The following is an 18271-nucleotide window of genomic DNA, read 5'->3' as shown; positions in this document are numbered from 1 at the left end:
GGCCCGAGCCTGATGGCCACTTTGGAGTTTCCCGACGTGGCCGCGCCGGACGCCGACGCCGCCGCGGCCGCGCGCGCCCGCCAGGATCGCCTGACCAAACCCGCGGGGTCGCTGGGCCGGCTCGAAGAGCTGTCCGCATGGGTCGCCGGCTGCCAAGGCCGTTGTCCGCCGGAACAATTCGCCCGGGCGCGGGTGGTGGTGTTCTGCGGTGACCACGGCGTCGCCCGCACCGGGGTCTCCGCCTACCCGCCGGAGGTCACCGCGCAGATGGTGACCAACATCGCCGAAGGCGGGGCCGCGATCAACGTGCTGGCCGCAGTCGCCGACGCCGGGGTGCGGGTGGTGGACATCGCCGTCGACAGCGACTCGGCGGACCCGGCGGTCGGCGCGCACAAGGTGCGCCGGTCCAGTGGCGACATCGCCACCGCGGATGCCCTCACCGAGGACGAGGTGGTGGCCGCCGTCCGCGCCGGCCGGGACATCGCCGACGAGGAAGTGGACTCGGGCGCGGACCTGTTGATCGCCGGCGACATGGGAATCGGGAACACCACCGCGGCAACGGTTCTGGTGTGCGCGCTGACCAACACCGAACCGGTGGCCGCGATCGGCCGCGGGACCGGGATCGACGATGCCGGGTGGATGCGCAAGACCGCCGCGGTGCGCGATGCCCTCTACCGCGCGCACCCGGTGCGCTCGGATCCGATCGGGTTGCTGCGGGTGGGCGGCGGCGCCGACCTGGCCGCCATCACCGGCTTCCTGGCCCAGGCCGCCGTGCGCCGGACCCCGGTGCTGCTCGACGGCGTGGTGGTCACCGCCGCCGCCCTGGCCGCCGAGGCGTTGGCGCCGGGCGCGCGCGCCTGGTGGCAGGCCGGGCACCGCTCCACCGAACCGGCCCACACCCTGGCCCTGGCGCAACTCGAATTGGAGCCCATTCTGGACCTGGGGCTGCACCTCGGCGAGGGCACCGGCGCCGCGCTCGCGTTGCCCGTGCTGCGGGCCGCGACGGCCACGCTGATGTCGATGGCGACCTTCGACTCCGCCGGGATCTCCGGTCACGCGGATTCGTGATCGGCTCCCTGGCAAGCAGTTTCGCGTTCGCTACGGTGCTCCCGTCCCGAACCCGCACACCGCTGGGCCGGGGCACCATCACCGCGCTGCCGGTGGTCGGGGTGGCGTTGGGGGCGCTGGCCGGCGCGGTGGTGTGGGCGGGCGCGGCACTGTTCGGCCCCGGCAATCCGATCGGCGGGGTGCTCGCCGTGGCCGCGCTGCTGCTGGCCACCCGGGGGCTGCACCTCGACGGCCTGGCAGACACCGCCGACGGGTTGGGCTGCTACGGCCCACCCGAGCGGGCGCTGGCGGTGATGCGTGACGGCGGCGCCGGGCCCTTCGGGGTGGCCGCGGTGGTGCTCGCGATCGCGCTGCAGGGATTGGCGTTCACCGGGTTGTCCTGGCTGGGCATCGTCGTCGCCGTGGCCGCGGGCCGGGTCGCGGCGGTGCTGGTGTGTCGCCGCGGGGTGCCGGCCGCCCCCGGCAGCACCCTGGGCGCGCTGGCGGCGGGCACCCAACCGGTGTGGGTGATCGCGGCGTGGATCGTCGCGCTGGCCGGCGGCGCGGTCTTCGCCACCCCGCGGCCGTGGCAGGGTCCGCTGGTCGTCGTGTTGGTGTTGACGCTGGTCGCGCTGCTGGTGGCGCATTGCGTGCGCCGGTTCGGCGGCATCACCGGCGACGTCCTGGGCGCCGCGGTCGAGGTGACCGCGACGCTGACGGCCCTGGGCCTGGCGATCAGTTAGCCGAGGCGGGCCATCCAGCCGTGCGTGTCGGCGAAGGTCCCCCGCTGGATTCCGGTCAGGGTGTCGCGCAAGGCCATGGTCACCTCACCGGGTTCGCCGTCGGCGACGGTGAATTGGGCCTCGCCGCCGTTGTCGCCGTGCTTGACCACCGACACCGGGGTAATGACCGCGGCGGTGCCGCAGGCGAAGACCTCGGTGATGTCGCCGTCGGCCACTCCCTTGCGCAACTCCTCGACGTCGATCTTGCGTTCCTCGACGGCAAAGCCCGCGTCGGTGGCCAACTGCAGCAACGAGTCCCGGGTGATCCCGGGCAGCAGCGAGCCGGACAGCTCCGGTGTCACCAGCCGGGCCGAGCCGCCGCTGCCGAACACGAAGAACAGGTTCATGCCACCCATCTCTTCGATGTAGCGCCGCTCGATGGCGTCGAGCCACACCACCTGATCGCACCCGTGTTCGGCCGCCTCGGCCTGCGCGAGCAGCGAGGCCGCGTAGTTGCCGCCGAACTTGGCCGCGCCCGTGCCGCCCGGGCTGGCCCGCACGTACTCGGTGGACAGCCACACGCTGACCGGCTTGACCCCACCCTTGAAGTACGCCCCGGCCGGCGAGCCGATCACCAGGTACCGGTAGTCGTTGGACGGGCGCACGCCCAGCCCGGGCTCGGTGGCGAAGATGAACGGCCGCAGATACAGCGACTCCTCGCCGCCGGCCGGCGGCACCCAGTCGGCGTCGACGGCGATCAGTTGCCGCAGCGACTCGATGAACACGTCCTCGGGCAGCTCCGGGATGGCCAGCCGGCGCGCCGAGGTGCGCAGCCGCGCCGCGTTGGCCTCGGGCCGGAACGACACGATGGAGCCGTCCGGCCAGCGGTAGGCCTTGAGACCCTCGAACACTTCCTGCGCGTAATGCAGCACGATCGCCGACGGGTCCAGTTCGATCGGCCCGTACGGGATCACCTCCGCGTCATGCCAGCGGCCGTCGCTGTAGGTGATCGAGACCATGTGGTCGGTGTGGTATTGGCCAAACCCAGGATTTTCCAGGATTTTCGCCCTCACCTCGTCGCTTGCCGGGCTCGGATTGCGGGCAAGCGAGAACTCAAGAGGGCCGTTGGTCATGGGAGGAATTGTATAACTGCGCGCCAACCGGTTATCGGGGGCGGACGTCGACGAACGGCGGACGGACCACCTCGCACTCCAACGCGCGGCCGCGCACGTCGACGGTGACGCGCGCACCGTCCTCGATGCCCGCGGCGGTGTCGATGAGCGCCAACGCGATACCGGTTTTCAGGGTCGGTGAGAACGTTCCCGACGTGGTGGTGCCCACCGCGGCGCCGTCGGCGAGGACCGTCAGTTCCGCGCGCAGCACGCCGCGGCCGATGGCCTTGAGCCCGCGCACCAGGCGGCGCGGCCCGGCCTCCTTTTCGGCCAGCAGCGCCGCGCGGCCCCAGAACTGCTCCTTCTTCCAGCCGATCGCCCAGCCGCAGCGGGCCTGCACCGGCGAGATGTCCAGCGACAGTTCGTGGCCGTGCAGCGGATAACCCATCTCGGTACGCAAGGTGTCGCGCGCGCCGAGGCCCGCGAGTTCACCGCCGGCCTCGGTGACCGCGGCCACCAGCGCGTCGAAGACCGGGGCGGCCTGCCCCCTGGGCGGCAGCAGCTCGTAGCCCTGCTCGCCGGTGTAGCCGGTGCGGCACACCCGCACCGGCACCCCCGCGTACTCGGCGTCGACGAAACCCATGTAGTCCATGTCCGTGGGCAGGCCCAGCGCGGTGAGCACGTCGGCGGCGCGGGGGCCCTGTACGGCCAGCACGGCCAGCGAGCGGTGCTCGTCGGCAACCGTGATGCCCTCGGGCGCAACCTCTTTCAGGGCGGCGACCACCGCGGCGGTGTTGGCCGCGTTGGGCACCAGGAAGATCTCGTCGTCGGAGATGTAATAGACGATCAGGTCGTCGATGACGCCCCCGGATTCGGTGCAGCACAACGTGTACTGGGCCTGGCCGGGGCCGATCCGGTTCAGGTCGTTGGTCAGGGTCGCGTTGACGAACTGCGCCGCACCCGCGCCCTTGACCGACGCCTTGCCGAGGTGGCTGACGTCGAACAGCCCCACGCTGGTGCGGGTGGCGTTGTGCTCGCTGACGGTGCCCGCATACGACACCGGCATCAGCCAGCCGCCGAACTCGGCGAAGCTCGCTCCGAGCTCGCGGTGGCGTTCCTCGAGGGGTCCGTGCAGCAGATCGGCTGAGTTCTCGGTCACGGCCCTCACCCTATCCATCCGGGCCGGACCCGTTCGGTGGATAGGGTGAGGGTCGTGAGCACCGAACTTGGTTACCAGTCCCCCGCCGTCACCGTCGCCAGCGCGCTGCCCAAGCGCGACGCAGACTCGGCCGTGCTGATCGTGGGCGTGATCAGCGGCGACACCGACAACCCCGACGCGACGGCCACCGTCGTGCCCGGCGAGTTCCTGGACGCGGCTGCGGTCGCCGAGATCGAGGCGGCCTGCGCGGCGCTGGGCGCCAAGGGCGGCGCCGAGCAGGTCACCCGGGTGGTCGCGCCGTCGCTGCCGTTCGGTTCGGTGCTGGCCGTCGGGCTGGGCAAGGCCCGCGACGAATGGCCCGCGGACGTGATCCGGCGCGCCGCCGGGACCGCGTCGCGGTCCCTGAACGGCACCGAGGAGGTCGTCAGCACCCTCGGCGAGCTGGATCTGGAGGCCACCGTCGAGGGCCTGATCCTGGGCGCCTACCGGTTCAACGGCTTCCGCAGCGCCAAGACCGCCCCCAAGGACAAGGGCCTGCGCAGGATCACCGTGCTGTCCACCGCCAAGGACGCCAAGAAGCGGGCCGCCCGCGCGGCCGCCGTCGGCACCGCCGTGGCCACCGCCCGGGACTTCGTCAACACCCCGCCGAGCCACCTGTACCCGGCGGAGTTCGCCAAGCGCGCGAAGGCCCTGGGCGCCGCGGTGGGTCTCGAGGTCGAGGTGCTGGGCCGCAAGGCGCTCGAGGAGGCCGGCTTCGGCGGCATCGTGGGCGTCGGGCAGGGCTCGTCGCGCCCGCCGCGGTTGGTGCGGTTGATCCACCGTTCGGGGCAGCCCGACGCCAAGACGGTCGCGCTGGTGGGCAAGGGCATCACGTTCGACACCGGTGGCATCTCCATCAAGCCGGCCGCGTCCATGCACCACATGACCTCGGACATGGGCGGGGCGGCCGCGGTGATCGCCACCGTCGCGCTGGCCGCGCAGCTCAAGTTGCCGGTCGACGTCATCGCGACTGTGCCGATGGCCGAGAACATGCCGTCGTCGACGGCGCAGCGTCCCGGTGACGTCCTGACGCAGTACGGCGGGACCACCGTCGAGGTGCTCAACACCGACGCCGAGGGCCGGCTGATCCTGGCCGACGCGATCGTGCGGGCCTGCGAGGACGACCCGGACTACCTGATCGAGACCTCCACGCTGACCGGCGCCCAGACAGTGGCGCTCGGTGCCCGCATCCCCGGGGTCATGGGCTCCGACGAGTTCCGCGACCGGGTTTCCGAGCTGTCCCAGGCCGTCGGTGAGAACGGCTGGCCGATGCCGCTGCCCGACGAGCTCAAGGACGACCTGAAGTCGACCGTCGCCGATCTGGCCAACGTCAGCTCCACCCGGTTCGCCGGGATGCTGGTCGCCGGGGTGTACCTGCGCGAGTTCGTCGCCGAGGGTGTGCAGTGGGTGCACATCGACATCGCGGGCCCGTCGTACAACACCGGCGGCCCCTGGGGCTACACGCCCAAGGGCGGCACCGGGGTGCCGACCCGGACCATGCTCGCGGTCCTCGAGGACATCGCCGCCAACGGCTGAGGCTCCCCGGTCACAGGGCGTCGGCGCGCGCGGCTCGCCGCAGCACCCCGGGCACCAGCCGCGACAGGCCGTGCACGATGTGCGCCTCCGGCGTGACGGGTCGCACGGCGGTGCCGTCCTGCACCGCCGCCAGAATCGCCTTGGCCACCTTCTCGGGTGAGTACCGGCGCCTGGTAAATGCCTTCTGCGCCCGGGCGCGCGCGGCGTCGGCCAGGTCGACGTCGGCGTCGAAGTGTGTGGTCGCCACGATGTTCGTGTCGATCATGCCCGGGTAGATGGTGGTCAAACCGATTCCGGCCGAAGCCAATTCACCGCGCAGGCAGTCGGAGAACATGTGCACCGCAGCCTTGGACGTGCAGTAGGCGTTCATGGAACCCAGCGGCGCGTAGGCGGCCACCGAGGCGACGTTGACGATGTGCCCGCCGGTGCCGCGCTCGACCATCTGGGCCGCGAAGGCCCGGCAGCCGTTGACCACGCCGCCGAGATTGACGGCCAGGACCCGGTCGAACTGTTCGGGCGGGGTGTCCAGGAAGGCCCCGGCCTGGCCCACGCCGGCGTTGTTCACCACGACGTCGGGCACCCCGTGCTCCGCACAGACCTGGTCGGCGAAGCGTTGCACCGCCTCGGCGTCGGCCACGTCGAGGGCGTACGCGTACGCCTGCCCGCCGCGCTCGACGATCTGCGCGGCGGTCTGCTTGGCGTTGGCCTCGTCGATGTCGCTGACCACCACCTCGGCCCCGGCCGCCGCGAAGGCCAGCGCGGTGGCCCGCCCGATCCCGCTGCCCGCGCCGGTCACCGACACCAGCGTGTCCCCGAACGGCCCGCGGCTGCGGCCGACCTCCGCGCGCCGCAGCGCCCGCGCCGGGGGCGCACCCTCGAGGTGGTCGACGAGTTCGTTCACCGCGGTCGCGATGGCGGCCGCGTGCGAGAACGGGGCCCAGTGCCCGGCGGGCAGGTCGCGGCGCCACAGCCGCGGCGACCACTTGGCCTGGTCGGCGAAACCGTACGGCCGTACCACCGGGTCCTTGTCGTTGCAGATGAGTTGCACGGGCACCGACACGTAGTGGTCGCGGCGCATCGTCGGCTTGCGGAAGGCGATGGCGCGGTAGATCTTCATCGAGTTGGCCGCGTCGTCGTCGAAGCTCTCACCCCGGTACTTGGGCGCCCCCGGCGAATCCTTGGCCTGTAGCCGGCGGGCCAACCCGGCGCGCATCGCGGCGGGCGCCAACACCGGGACCGAGAACGGCAGCCAGTAGGACATCCGCGCCGCCAGGCCCACCGCCCGCGCGAACTGCACCGGGCGGTACGGACGCGTCAGACCGGACCGGATGAAGGCGCCGTAATGGTCGGTGCTCGGACCGGACACCGAGGTGAAGGAGGCCACCGCGGCGGAGGATTCCGGCCGGCTCAGGTACTCCCAGACCGCCACCGAGCCCCAGTCGTGGGCCAGCACATGCACCGGCACGCCGGGGCTGGTCGCGGTGATGACGGCCGAAAAATCGTCGGCGAGCCGGGCCATCGTGTACTCGCGTACCGGTTTCGGCACGGTCGAGCCGCCGGTGCCGCGGTTGTCGTAGCGGATGATGCGGAAGCGGTCGGCCAGATCGGCGACCACGCCGTCCCACAGCCGGTGCGAATCCGGCCAGCCGTGCGCCATCACCAGCGGCGGGCCATCCGGGTTGCCCTCTTCGTAGACCGCGATCCGGATGCCGTCCCCGGCGTCGACGTGGTGCGTGGTGCTCATCCGTCACTCCCCTGCTCGATACCTCCCAGTACCTCATACCGCCGGTATCGGGTTGTCAAGGGTGACGCGTCAACTCTCGAGTTCGCGGCGCATCGCCCGTTTGCGTTCGATGCGACGCCGGGCATCGAAGTCGCGCATGCGCTGCGGGTACCCCACCTTCTGCACGTCGTAGACCGGGATGCGCAGCTGCGACGACAGCCGCTGCGCCCCCGCCTCCCCGACGCTGCGGCGGGTCCACTCCCCGTCGGCGGCGACCAACACCGCGGTCACATCCGTGACGGTGGTCTTGGGTTCGATGTAGGCCTCGACGCCGTGATGGGTCGCCACCCAGTCACGCAAATATTTCAGCTCACCGGAGTTTCGCTTGCCGGTCGCGCGGAACCGGTCGAACAAGCCCATGTTTTCGATAGTGCCAGAACCGGTGTTTCGGCCCGGGTTCGTACCAAACGCCACACAGTGACAGGATGGATGCCGGACGATCCAGCTCCGGTTTCTGATGGTGAACACGCCGCTGTGGTAAGCCAGAGGGCAACCGGTGACAACCACCTTCGAGGAGTCAACTGATGGCCGTGTCCGTACAGATGCCCGAACTCGGGGAGAGCGTGACCGAAGGGACCGTCACCCGCTGGCTCAAGCAAGAAGGCGACACGGTCGAAGTCGACGAACCCCTGCTCGAGGTGTCCACCGACAAGGTCGACACCGAGATCCCGTCGCCGGTTGCCGGTGTGCTGACCAAGATCATCGCCCAGGAGGACGACACCGTCGAGGTCGGCGGCGAGCTCGCGCTCATCGGCGACGCCGACGAGAGCGGATCGGACGCCGGGGAATCCGAGCCGGAGCCCGAAGCCGAGCCCGAGCCCGAACCGGAGCCCGAGGCCGAAGCGGAGCCGGCAGCCGAGCCGGAGCCCGAGGCGCAGCCGGAGCCGGCGGCCGCTTCCGGCGGGGACTCCGGGACCTCGGTGACCATGCCCGAACTCGGTGAGTCCGTCACCGAGGGCACCGTGACCCGCTGGCTGAAGAAGGTCGGCGACAGCGTGGAGGTCGACGAGCCGCTGCTGGAGGTCTCCACCGACAAGGTCGACACCGAGATTCCCTCTCCCGTCGCGGGCACGCTGTTGTCCATCAGCGCCGAAGAGGACGACACCGTCGAGGTCGGCGGTGAGCTCGCCAGGATCGGCGACAAGGGCGCCGCCCCGGCCGAGAAGCCGGAGCCCAAGCCCGAACCCAAGCCGGAACCCAAGCCCGAGCCCAAGCCGGAACCGAAGCCCGAGCCGGAGGCCACCAAGCCGACCGCGAAGCCCGCCGAGGAGGCCGAGCCGGCTCCCGCGAAGACCCCGGAACCCAAGCCGAAGCCCAAGGCCGCACCCGCGCCGGCCGGCGACTCCGACGCCAGCCCGTACGTCACTCCCCTGGTCCGCAAGCTCGCCGCCGAGAACGACGTCGACCTCGCCACCGTGAAGGGCACCGGCGTGGGCGGACGCATCCGCAAGCAGGACGTGCTCGCCGCCGCGGAGGCCAAGAAGGCCCCGGCACCGTCCCCCGCCCCGGCCGCCGCGTCCGCCGCCCCGGCCGCGGCCCCGGCGGCCGCCGCGCCCAGCCCGTTGGCGCACCTGCGCGGCAGCACCCAGAAGGCGAACCGGATCCGGCAGATCACGGCCAAGAAGACCCGGGAATCGCTGCAGGCCACCGCGCAGCTGACGCAGACCCACGAGGTCGACATGACCAAGATCGTGGCGCTGCGGGCGAAGGCCAAGCAGGAGTTCACCGAACGCGAGGGCGTCAACCTGACGTACCTGCCGTTCATCGCCCGCGCCGTCATCGACGCGCTCAAGGCGCATCCGAACATCAACGCGAGCTACAACGAGGAAAGCAAGGAGATCACCTACTTCGACGCCGAGCACCTCGGCTTCGCGGTGGACACCGAGCAGGGCCTGCTGTCCCCGGTGGTGCACAACGCCGGGGACCTCTCGCTGGCCGGGCTGGCCCGCGCGATCCACGACATCGCCGAGCGCGCCCGCACCGGCAAGCTCAGGCCCGACGAGTTGGCCGGCGGCACCTTCACCATCACCAACATCGGCAGCCAGGGCGCGCTGTTCGACACCCCGATCCTGGTGCCGCCGCAGGCGGCGATGCTGGGCACCGGCGCCATCGTCAAGCGGCCCCGGGTGGTCGTCGACGACACCGGCAACGAGTCCATCGGCGTGCGCTCCATCTGCTACCTGCCGCTGACCTACGACCACCGCCTGATCGACGGCGCGGACGCGGGCCGCTTCCTCACCACCATCAAGAAGAGGCTCGAGGAAGGCGCCTTCGAGGCCGACCTGGGGTTGTGAGCAGGTGGCCGGCGAAGCACCCACCTCGGTCGTCGTCGCGGGCTCCTCGGGGCTGATCGGCTCGGCGCTGGTCGCCTCGTTGCGCGCCGACGGCCACACGGTGACCCGGCTGGTGCGGCGCACCCCGTCGAAACCCGACGAGCGGCACTGGAATCCCGACACCGGTGAACTGGACCCCCGAGACCTGGCCGGGGTCGACGCCGTGGTCAACCTGTGCGGGGTCAACCTCGGTGGCGGCCGCTGGTCCGGCGCGTTCAAGCAGAGTCTGCGCGACAGCCGGATCGACCCGACCGAGGTGCTCGCCGTCGCCGTCGCGCGCGCGGGCGTCCCGACGTTGATCAACGCCGGCGCGGTGGGCTACTACGGCGACACCCGCGATCGCACGGTCGACGAAACCGCCCCGCCCGGTTCGGGTTTCCTGGCCCGGCTCTGCCAGGACTGGGAGGCCGCCACTGCGCCTGCCGCCGACGGGGGCGCCCGGGTGGTGCTCGCCCGCACCGGGCTGGTGATCGCACCCAAGGGCGGGCTGGTGGCCCGGCTGCGGCCGCTCTTCGCGCTGGGCCTGGGCGCGCGCCTCGGCGACGGACGGCAATACATGTCGTGGATCACCCTCGCCGACGAAGTGCGGGCGCTGCGCTTCGCGCTGGCCGACACCGCGCTGTCCGGGCCGGTCAACCTGACCGGCCCCGCCCCGGTCACCAACGCGCAGTTCACCGTCGCGCTGGGACGGGCCCTGAATCGTCCGGCCCGGCTGGTGATTCCGGGTTTCGCGGCCCGACTCGCCGTGGGCGACTTCGCCGAGGAGGCGCTGCTGAGCGGTCAACGGGTGATCCCCGCGGTGCTGGAGGGCGCGGGCTTCACGTTCGCGCACAACAGCATCGGCGCGGCGCTGGCCTACGCGACGGACCGCGGGTGAGTAGCCTGGGCCCATGACGGCATCCATCCGGTCGGCGGGCACCCCGATCGAGGTGCGCAACCTGGGTCGGGTCGAGTACCAGGACGCCTGGCAGCTGCAGCGCGACTGCGCCGACGCCCGGGTGGCCGGCGGCCCCGACACGCTGCTGCTGCTCGAACATCCGCCCGTCTACACCGCCGGACGCCGCACCGAGCCGCACGAGCGTCCCGTCGACGGCACGCCCGTCATCGACACCGACCGCGGCGGCAAGATCACCTGGCACGGGCCGGGGCAACTGGTGGGCTATCCGATCGTCGGACTGGCCGAGCCGCTGGACGTGGTGAATTTCGTTCGGCGACTGGAAGAGTCGTTGATCCGGGTGTGCACCGACCTCGGCCTGGACGTGGGCCGGGTGGACGGCCGCTCCGGAGTCTGGTTGCCTGCGCAGGTCATCCGCGGCGAGCCCCGCCCGGAGCGCAAGGTCGCCGCCATCGGCATCCGGGTGGCCCGCGCGGTGACCCTGCACGGTTTCGCGCTCAACTGCGACTGCGACCTGGCGGCCTACGGCAGCATCGTGCCGTGCGGCATCGCCGACGCCGGGGTCACGTCGCTGTCGGCCGAGCTGGGCCGCCCGGTGTCGCCGGACGACGTTCGAGGGCAGGTCGCGGCCGCTGTCTGCGATGCGCTCGACGGCCGGCTCCCGGTCAGCGACGCACCGGCCCGCGTAGCATCGTCGTTGTGAGTGTCGATCCCGGTAACCGCAAGCTGCTGCGTCTCGAGGTTCGCAACGCCGAGACCCCCATCGAGCGCAAGCCGCCGTGGATCAAGACCCGCGCCCGGATGGGCCCCGAATACACCGAGCTGAAGGCGCTGGTCAAGCGCGAGGGGCTGCACACGGTCTGCGAGGAGGCCGGCTGCCCCAACATCTACGAGTGCTGGGAGGACCGCGAGGCCACCTTCCTGATCGGCGGCGAGCAGTGCACCCGCCGTTGCGACTTCTGCCAGATCGACACGGGCAAGCCCGCCGACCTCGACCGTGACGAGCCGCGGCGGGTCGCCGAGAGCGTGGCGGCGATGGGGCTGCGCTATTCGACGGTCACCGGCGTGGCCCGCGACGACCTGCCCGACGGCGGCGCCTGGCTGTATGCCGAGACGGTGCGCGCCATCAAGGCGTTGAACCCGGGCACCGGCGTAGAACTGCTCATCCCGGACTTCAACGGCATCCCCGAACAGCTCGCCGAGGTCTTCGACGCGCGCCCGGAAGTGTTGGCGCACAACGTCGAAACGGTGCCCCGGATCTTCAAGCGGATCCGGCCGGCCTTTCGCTACCAGCGCAGCCTGGATGTGCTGACCGCAGCCCGCGAGGCCGGCCTGGTCACCAAGTCCAACCTGATCCTGGGCATGGGCGAGACGCCCGACGAGGTCGAGACCGCGCTGCGCGACCTGCACGAGGCGGGCTGCGACATCGTCACCATCACCCAGTACCTGCGGCCGTCGGTGCGGCACCATCCGGTGGAGCGCTGGGTCAAGCCCGAGGAGTTCGTGGCGCACGCGGAGTTCGCCGAGGGCATCGGTTTCGCCGGGGTGCTCGCCGGTCCGCTGGTGCGCTCGTCGTACCGGGCCGGGCGCCTCTACGCCCAGGTGATGGAGCAGCGCACCACTGCTGCCAAGCACTAATTTTCACCGCTTATCCTTGCTGTATGGCGAAATCCCGCACCCCCGCCGAGACCAAGGCCGCCAAGGCCGAGGCGAAGGCCGCCCGTAAGGCCGCTTCCAAGCAGCGCCGCAGCCAGCTGTGGCAGGCGTTCCAGATGCAGCGCAAGGAGGACAAGCGGCTGCTGCCGTACATGATCCTGGCGTTCGTGCTGATCGTGGGGCTCTCGGTGCTCGGCGGCCTCGCGATCGGCGGTTTCACCAAGTTCATGATGATCCCGTTGGGCGTGGTGCTCGGCGCGCTGGTCGCCTTCATCATCTTCGGGCGGCGCGCGCAGAAGTCGGTGTACCAGAAGGCCGAGGGGCAGACCGGCGCGGCCGCCTGGGCGCTGGACAACCTGCGCGGCAAGTGGCGGGTGACCCCCGGGGTCGCCGCCACCGGGCACTTCGACGCGGTGCACCGGGTGATCGGCCGGCCCGGCGTGATCTTCGTCGCGGAGGGATCGGCCAGCCGCGTCAAGTCGTTGCTGGCGCAGGAGAAGAAGCGCACCGCGCGGTTGGTGGGCGACGTCCCGATCTACGACGTCATCGTCGGCAACGGCGAGGGCGAGGTGCCCTTGGCCAAGCTGGAGCGACACCTGACCCGGCTGCCGGCCAACATCCCGGCCAAGCAGATCGACTCGCTGGAGTCCAAGCTGGTGGCGCTGGGCTCCAAGATCGGTCCGGCCGCCATGCCGAAGGGGCCGATGCCGGCGCAGGCCAAGATGCGCGGCGTGGGCCGCACCGTGCGCCGCAAGTAGCCCCGAGCCGCAAGTAGCCTCGCGCCGAGTCAGACACTACGCAGCGAAAGTGCGAGTGACCCGTCGCCTCAGGCCTGACTCGATCTGAGAATCAGCGCCGCAGTCCGGCCAATTCGGCTCTGCGTAGGATGCTGGCCCCGCTGTCGCCGGCGAGCACCCGGATCCGACGCCAGCCGAGTCGCTCTATGTACTCCGAACGTCCGATGTCGCCGCGGTACTGCGCGTCATCCAGTCGGTGCTGCTCGCCGTCATATTCGGCGGCCACCATGAACTCCGGCCAGCCCATGTCCAGGTAGTACTTGGGGAAACCGCTCGGACCCAAGATCGGGATCTGCGTCTGCGGCCTGGGATAGCCGGCGTTGATGAACAGGAGCCGCAGCCAGGTCTCCTGAGGTGACTGAGCTCCCGCGTCCATCAGGTCCAGAATGCGCGGAATCCGCAGGCAATCCCTGGCGCCACGATGCCGTTGCGCAAGTTCGAGCACGTCCTCGGCCCTGAAATCCGCGGCCCTGACCAGCGCGTCCAGGCGTTGCACCGCCCTGCCAGAGGGTAAGCGGCGGGCGAGGTCGAAGGCGGTGCGTTCGACGGTGGTGACCGCCATCCCCCGCAGATGCGCGATCTCGTCGTCCAGCAGCGTCTCGCTTCTGGTGAGCACCCCTGCCGGGGACTTGTTGTTGGCCAGGTTCAGCTCGATGACGACCCCGCGCTTGACCCATCTCGCACCATGGAGCGCCGAAGCGGCCAGGCCCGTGACGACACCCCGGCGCTTGGACCAGAGCCACGCCGCAACGATGCGATCCAGCAGGGTCAGTTGCGCACGTCTGGGCGCATACACGTTGGGCAGGACCCGCACATGATGCCTACCGAGTTCGTAACGGGTGACCTTGCCGGCGGCCAAAGCTTCGCTGCCGATGAACACGTGCGCCATCAGGGGCAAAGTGCCAGATCAGTCGGCCTTCACGTGCTCCGCTCTCCACAGCACTCAAGGCGAGTCAGACATCACGCAGCAAATGTGCGAGTGACCCGTCGCCTCAGGTCTGACTCGCGGCGCGGAACTACCGGCGCACCACGGCGGTGTGGGTCAGCTTGTCCTGCAGGCCGCGGCCGTCGGAGTCCATGAACAGCGCGGGGATCACCAGCGCCAGCAGCGCGCCGCGGGCCAAAGCCCGGCCCAGCCCCACATGGATGCGGTTGTCGATGGGCGTCACCATCAGGCCCAGCGCCAGCTGCCCTGGGGAGAACCCGAACAGGCGCACCGAGACCGCGCCGAGCAACAGCCACACCACCAGCACCGCCGTCGAGAGCATGGCCTGCGAAAACAGCCCGAAGCTCATCATCAGCGCCGCCAGCCCGTAGGCCACCAGCCAGTCGAGCAGCAACGCGAGAATCCGGCGGCCGGTCGGGGCCAGGGACTGCGAACCGCTCTGGGGCAAACCCAGCAACTCGCCGGGAAAATTCGATTCCGGGCTGGAATCCCCCGGTTCACCACCGGAAAGCCAAGACGACGTCGCACGAGCCATGATTCCCAGCATAGGGGGCCGCTTATTGCGTAACGTCGGCGCAACATACGGTTGACTACTGCGCAACATCGGCTCCATAGCGTCAGGCCCGAGCTACACGGAGTGTGGAAATCATGTGCTTACGTAAGGAGTAGTAGTGGCAGAAAAGAACGCTGATGACATCATCAAGCTGATCAAGGACGAGCAGGTCGAGTACGTCGACATTCGGTTCTGCGATCTCCCCGGCCAGGTCCAGCACTTCTCGATCCCGGCATCGGCGTTCACCGAGGACGTCTTCGAGGACGGCCTGGCCTTCGACGGCTCGTCGGTGCGCGGCTTCCAGTCGATCCACGAGTCCGACATGATGCTGCTGCCCGACCCCGCGACGGCCAAGATCGACCCGTTCCGCGCCGCCAAGACGCTGAACATGAACTTCTTCGTGCACGACCCCTTCACCCGTGAGGCCTACTCCCGCGACCCCCGCAACGTGGCCCGCAAGGCCGAGAACTACCTCATCAGCACCGGCATCGCCGACACCGCCTACTTCGGCGCCGAGGCCGAGTTCTACATCTTCGACTCGGTGACCTTCGACTCCCGGATCAACGGCACCTTCTACGAGGTGGACTCCGAGTCGGGCTGGTGGAACACCGGCGAGCCGCTCGAGGCCGACGGCAGCCCCAACCGCGGCTACAAGGTTCGGCCCAAGGGCGGGTACTTCCCGGTCGCGCCCTATGACCACTACGTCGACCTGCGCGACCAGATGGCCACCAACCTGCAGAACGCGGGCTTCATCCTCGAGCGCGGCCACCACGAGGTGGGCACCGCCGGCCAGGCCGAGATCAACTACAAGTTCAACACCATGTTGCACGCGGCCGACGACGTACAGCTGTTCAAGTACATCATCAAGAACACCGCCTGGCAGGCCGGCAAGACCGTGACCTTCATGCCCAAGCCGCTGTTCGGCGACAACGGGTCGGGTATGCACGCCCACCAGTCACTGTGGAAGGACGGCCAGCCGCTGTTCCACGACGAGTCCGGTTACGCGGGGCTGTCCGACCTGGCCCGGCACTACATCGGCGGCATCCTGCACCACGCACCGTCGCTGCTGGCGTTCACCAACCCGACGGTGAACTCCTACAAGCGCCTGGTGCCCGGCTATGAAGCCCCCATCAACCTGGTGTACAGCCAGCGCAATCGCAGTGCCTGCGTGCGGATTCCGATCACCGGCAACAACCCGAAGGCCAAGCGCCTCGAGTTCCGCTGCCCGGACAGCTCGGGCAACCCGTACCTGGCCTTCGCGGCGATGTTGATGGCCGGCATCGACGGCATCAAGAACAAGATCGAGCCGCTGACCCCGGTGGACAAGGACCTCTACGAGTTGCCGCCGGACGAGGCCGCCAGCATCCCGCAGGCGCCGACCTCGCTGGCCGCGGTCATCGACCGACTCGAGGAGGATCACGAGTACCTCACCGAGGGCGGCGTGTTCACCGAGGACCTGATCGAGACCTGGATCTCGTACAAGCGGGAGAACGAGATCATGCCCATCCAGATCCGTCCGCACCCCTACGAGTTCTCGCTGTACTACGACGTGTGAGTCGGTTCCCGAAGGGGCCGGGTGGTGCATCGCATCGCCCGGCCCCTTTGCGTCGCCTCGGCCCGGTGCAAGCCAGCCGGATAAGGTTCCCCCATGCGGGTTCTGGTGCAGCGGGTGACCTCGGCGAGCGTGACGGTGGACGACGCCGTCGTCGGCGAAATCCGGCCCGCCGCACAGGGACTGCTGGCACTGGTGGGCGTCACCCACGACGACGACGCGGCCATCGCCACGCGGATGGCCGAAAAGCTGTGGGGGTTACGCATTCTCGACGACCAGCGCAGCGCCGCCGACATCGGTGCGCCGATCTTGGTGGTCAGCCAGTTCACCCTCTACGCCAACACCGTCAAGGGCCGGCGGCCGTCGTGGAACGCCGCGGCCCCCGCGCCGGTGGCCCAACCGCTGGTGCAGGCCTTCGCCGAAGCGCTGCGCGCCCTCGGCGCCGAGGTGGCCGAGGGCGTGTTCGGGGCGCACATGCAGGTGGCCTCGGTCAACGACGGGCCGGTCACCCTGATGCTCGAATTGTGACCGAACTGGGCCTGTGATCTACATCACCGCTCTCTACCGTCGGTGCATGTCAACAAAACTGGATGACCGCGTCACGAATCATTCGTCGACCGTGTTGAGCGTTTTCCGCATCGTGGTCGGCTTGCTATTCCTGCTCCACGGCACCTCCAAGTTGTTCGGCTGGCCGGGTGGTCCGACCGTCGAGATGTTCGCCTGGCCGGGCTGGTGGGCGGGACTGATCGAGATCATCGTCGGCGTGCTCGTCGCGATCGGCATGTTCACCCGCGAAGCGGCCTTCATCGGCGCCGGCCAGATGGCCGTCGCCTACTTCTGGCAGCACTTCCCCGAGGACTTCTGGCCGATCAACAACGGCGGCGAACCGGCGGTGCTGTTCTGCTTCGCGCTGTTGCTGCTGGTGTTCACGGGTCCCGGATCACTGGCGGTTTCCCGCAGGTAATACCCTGCCCTGCATGGTCAGCAAGCATGTTCCGTCGTGGCATGACGACGAGGTTTCGGCGCTCTTCGATCTGGCGAAGGGATTCTTCGAGCGAGAGGTCGTCGCGCACGGCGAGAAGTGGGACAGCCAGCGTCACATCGACCGGGACGTCTGGCTTCGCGCCGGGGAACTCGGCCTGCTGCTGTGCTCGGTGCCCGAGGAGTACGGCGGCGGCGGCGGTACCTTCGCCCACGACGTGGCGGTCTTCGATGCCCAGGGCTACGCGGGTGATCTGTCCCTGGGCATCGCGGTGCACAGCGGCATCGTTCCGCACTACATCGTCAACTACGGGTCGGAGGAGCAGAAGAAGACCTGGCTGCCGCCGATGGCCACCGGGGAGGTGCTCGGCGCCATCGGTATGACCGAGGCCGGCGCCGGTTCCGACCTCAAGGCCATCCGCACCACCGCGGTGCGCGACGGCGACGAGTACGTCATCAACGGATCGAAGACCTTCATCACCAACGGCGGCTCGGCCGACATGGTGGTGCTGGCGGTCAAGACCGACCCGAAGGCGGGCGCCCGCGGAATCTCGCTGCTGATCGTCGATCTGCGCGACACCAAGGGATTCCAGGTGACCCGGGTGCTGGACAAGGTCGGCCAGCACGGCGCCGACACCGCCGAATTGGCGTTCACCGACGTGCGGGTTCCGGTGACCAACCTGCTCGGCCCCGAGGAGGGCAAGGGTTTCGGCCAGATGATCGATCAGCTGGCCCAGGAGCGGCTGTGCGTCGCCGCCCAGGCGATCGGCGGCATGGAACGCGCGGTGGACGACACCGTGGCCTACACGAAATCCCGGGAAGCGTTCGGCCACAGCCTGTTCGACTTCCAGAACACCGCCTTCGAGCTCGCCGAGTGCGCGACGCTGGCGCGGACCAGCCGGATCTTCTTCGACCACTGCGTGCAGTCGCACCTGGACGGCAAGCTCGACGGCACCGAGGCCGCGATGGCCAAGTACTGGCTGACCGACAAGCAATGCGAGGTGGTCGACCGCTGCGTGCAGTTGCACGGCGGCTACGGCTACATGCGCGAGTACCTGATTGCCCGGATGTACGAGGACGCGCGCGTGCAGCGCATCTACGCCGGCGCCAACGAGGTCATGAAACAGATCATCGCGAAGTCGCTCTGAGCAACGAAAAGC

General features: G+C 69.8%; 18 protein-coding genes. 12 read left to right on the top strand and 6 right to left on the bottom strand.

Annotation, left to right across the window (positions count from 1 at the left end):
* Positions 1-12 precede the first annotated feature (12 nt).
* Together cobT and R2K23_RS09660 are read left to right on the top strand one after the other, a co-directional pair.
* On the top strand, positions 13-1068 hold the full coding sequence (gene cobT / locus R2K23_RS09665) for a nicotinate-nucleotide--dimethylbenzimidazole phosphoribosyltransferase (protein ID WP_316516294.1): 1056 nt from the start codon (positions 13-15) through the stop codon (positions 1066-1068).
* Positions 1065-1790 (top strand): adenosylcobinamide-GDP ribazoletransferase, encoded by a 726-nt coding sequence (locus R2K23_RS09660; RefSeq protein WP_316516293.1) that lies wholly within the window; start codon positions 1065-1067, stop codon positions 1788-1790. The genes cobT and R2K23_RS09660 overlap by 4 nt, the downstream gene beginning before the upstream one ends.
* Here R2K23_RS09660 and R2K23_RS09655 read toward each other — a convergent pair.
* On the bottom strand, positions 1787-2902 hold the full coding sequence (locus tag R2K23_RS09655; RefSeq protein WP_316516291.1) for a branched-chain amino acid aminotransferase: 1116 nt from the start codon (positions 2900-2902) through the stop codon (positions 1787-1789). The two genes, R2K23_RS09660 and R2K23_RS09655, sit on opposite strands and share 4 nt — an antisense overlap.
* Before the next feature lie 31 nt (positions 2903-2933).
* Positions 2934-4058 (bottom strand): glycine cleavage system aminomethyltransferase GcvT, encoded by a 1125-nt coding sequence (gcvT, locus tag R2K23_RS09650; protein WP_316516289.1) that lies wholly within the window; start codon positions 4056-4058, stop codon positions 2934-2936.
* 36 nt (positions 4059-4094) lie between these two features.
* On the opposite strand from gcvT, the gene R2K23_RS09645 reads away from it, so the two are divergent.
* Positions 4095-5615, top strand: coding sequence for a leucyl aminopeptidase (locus R2K23_RS09645; protein WP_316516288.1), 1521 nt, complete (start codon positions 4095-4097; stop codon positions 5613-5615).
* Positions 5616-5625: 10 nt separating this feature from the next.
* Here the strand turns inward: R2K23_RS09645 and R2K23_RS09640 are convergent, their stop codons facing one another.
* Together R2K23_RS09640 and R2K23_RS09635 are read right to left on the bottom strand one after the other, a co-directional pair.
* Positions 5626-7359, bottom strand: a complete 1734-nt coding sequence (locus R2K23_RS09640; protein ID WP_316516287.1) for an SDR family oxidoreductase — start codon at positions 7357-7359, stop codon at positions 5626-5628.
* 69 nt (positions 7360-7428) lie between these two features.
* On the bottom strand, positions 7429-7758 hold the full coding sequence (locus tag R2K23_RS09635) for an oxidoreductase (protein ID WP_316516285.1): 330 nt from the start codon (positions 7756-7758) through the stop codon (positions 7429-7431).
* A 164-nt stretch (positions 7759-7922) separates the two neighbouring features.
* On the opposite strand from R2K23_RS09635, the gene sucB reads away from it, so the two are divergent.
* The 5 genes from sucB to R2K23_RS09610 are packed head-to-tail and all read left to right on the top strand — an operon-like array spanning position 7923 to position 13040.
* Positions 7923-9692 carry a 2-oxoglutarate dehydrogenase, E2 component, dihydrolipoamide succinyltransferase gene (gene sucB, locus R2K23_RS09630; RefSeq protein ID WP_316516284.1) on the top strand — a complete coding sequence of 590 codons (1770 nt, stop codon included), beginning with the start codon at positions 7923-7925 and terminating at the stop codon, positions 9690-9692.
* A gap of 4 nt (positions 9693-9696) precedes the next feature.
* Entirely contained in the window at positions 9697-10608 is a 912-nt protein-coding gene (locus R2K23_RS09625) for a TIGR01777 family oxidoreductase (RefSeq protein WP_316516283.1), read from the top strand.
* Positions 10609-10621: 13 nt separating this feature from the next.
* Positions 10622-11329, top strand: coding sequence for a lipoyl(octanoyl) transferase LipB (gene lipB, locus R2K23_RS09620; RefSeq protein ID WP_316516282.1), 708 nt, complete (start codon positions 10622-10624; stop codon positions 11327-11329).
* Positions 11326-12264, top strand: a complete 939-nt coding sequence (gene lipA / locus R2K23_RS09615; RefSeq protein ID WP_316516281.1) for a lipoyl synthase — start codon at positions 11326-11328, stop codon at positions 12262-12264. Before lipB ends, lipA begins: the two co-directional genes overlap by 4 nt.
* A gap of 23 nt (positions 12265-12287) precedes the next feature.
* Complete coding sequence (locus R2K23_RS09610) at positions 12288-13040, top strand: DUF4191 domain-containing protein (protein ID WP_316516279.1); 753 nt, start codon at positions 12288-12290, stop codon at positions 13038-13040.
* A gap of 91 nt (positions 13041-13131) precedes the next feature.
* On the opposite strand, the gene R2K23_RS09605 is transcribed toward R2K23_RS09610, so the two are convergent.
* Together R2K23_RS09605 and R2K23_RS09600 are read right to left on the bottom strand one after the other, a co-directional pair.
* Complete coding sequence (locus R2K23_RS09605; protein WP_316516277.1) at positions 13132-13968, bottom strand: hypothetical protein; 837 nt, start codon at positions 13966-13968, stop codon at positions 13132-13134.
* A gap of 127 nt (positions 13969-14095) precedes the next feature.
* Positions 14096-14560, bottom strand: a complete 465-nt coding sequence (locus tag R2K23_RS09600; RefSeq protein ID WP_316516275.1) for an RDD family protein — start codon at positions 14558-14560, stop codon at positions 14096-14098.
* A gap of 136 nt (positions 14561-14696) precedes the next feature.
* Between R2K23_RS09600 and glnA the strand changes: the two genes are divergently transcribed.
* The 4 genes from glnA (at position 14697) to R2K23_RS09580 (ending at position 18259) form a co-directional block, all read left to right on the top strand.
* Complete coding sequence (gene glnA / locus R2K23_RS09595; protein WP_316516273.1) at positions 14697-16133, top strand: type I glutamate--ammonia ligase; 1437 nt, start codon at positions 14697-14699, stop codon at positions 16131-16133.
* A 93-nt stretch (positions 16134-16226) separates the two neighbouring features.
* A complete protein-coding gene (gene dtd / locus R2K23_RS09590) occupies positions 16227-16658 on the top strand; it encodes a D-aminoacyl-tRNA deacylase (protein WP_316516271.1) in 432 nt (143 codons plus the stop codon).
* Between the two features lie 46 nt (positions 16659-16704).
* Positions 16705-17094: a DoxX family protein gene (locus R2K23_RS09585; protein ID WP_316516270.1), complete on the top strand. Its 390-nt coding sequence runs from the start codon at positions 16705-16707 to the stop codon at positions 17092-17094.
* A gap of 13 nt (positions 17095-17107) precedes the next feature.
* A complete protein-coding gene (locus tag R2K23_RS09580; RefSeq protein ID WP_316516269.1) occupies positions 17108-18259 on the top strand; it encodes an acyl-CoA dehydrogenase family protein in 1152 nt (383 codons plus the stop codon).
* Positions 18260-18271 lie beyond the last annotated feature (12 nt).

Origin of the sequence: Mycolicibacterium sp. MU0050 (assembly GCF_963378085.1) — a bacterium.
GTDB classification, from domain to species: Bacteria; Actinomycetota; Actinomycetes; order Mycobacteriales; family Mycobacteriaceae; genus Mycobacterium; species Mycobacterium wendilense.
The sequence above is the reverse complement of the archived record's forward strand: the minus strand, read 5'-3'. Positions and strand labels throughout refer to the sequence as shown.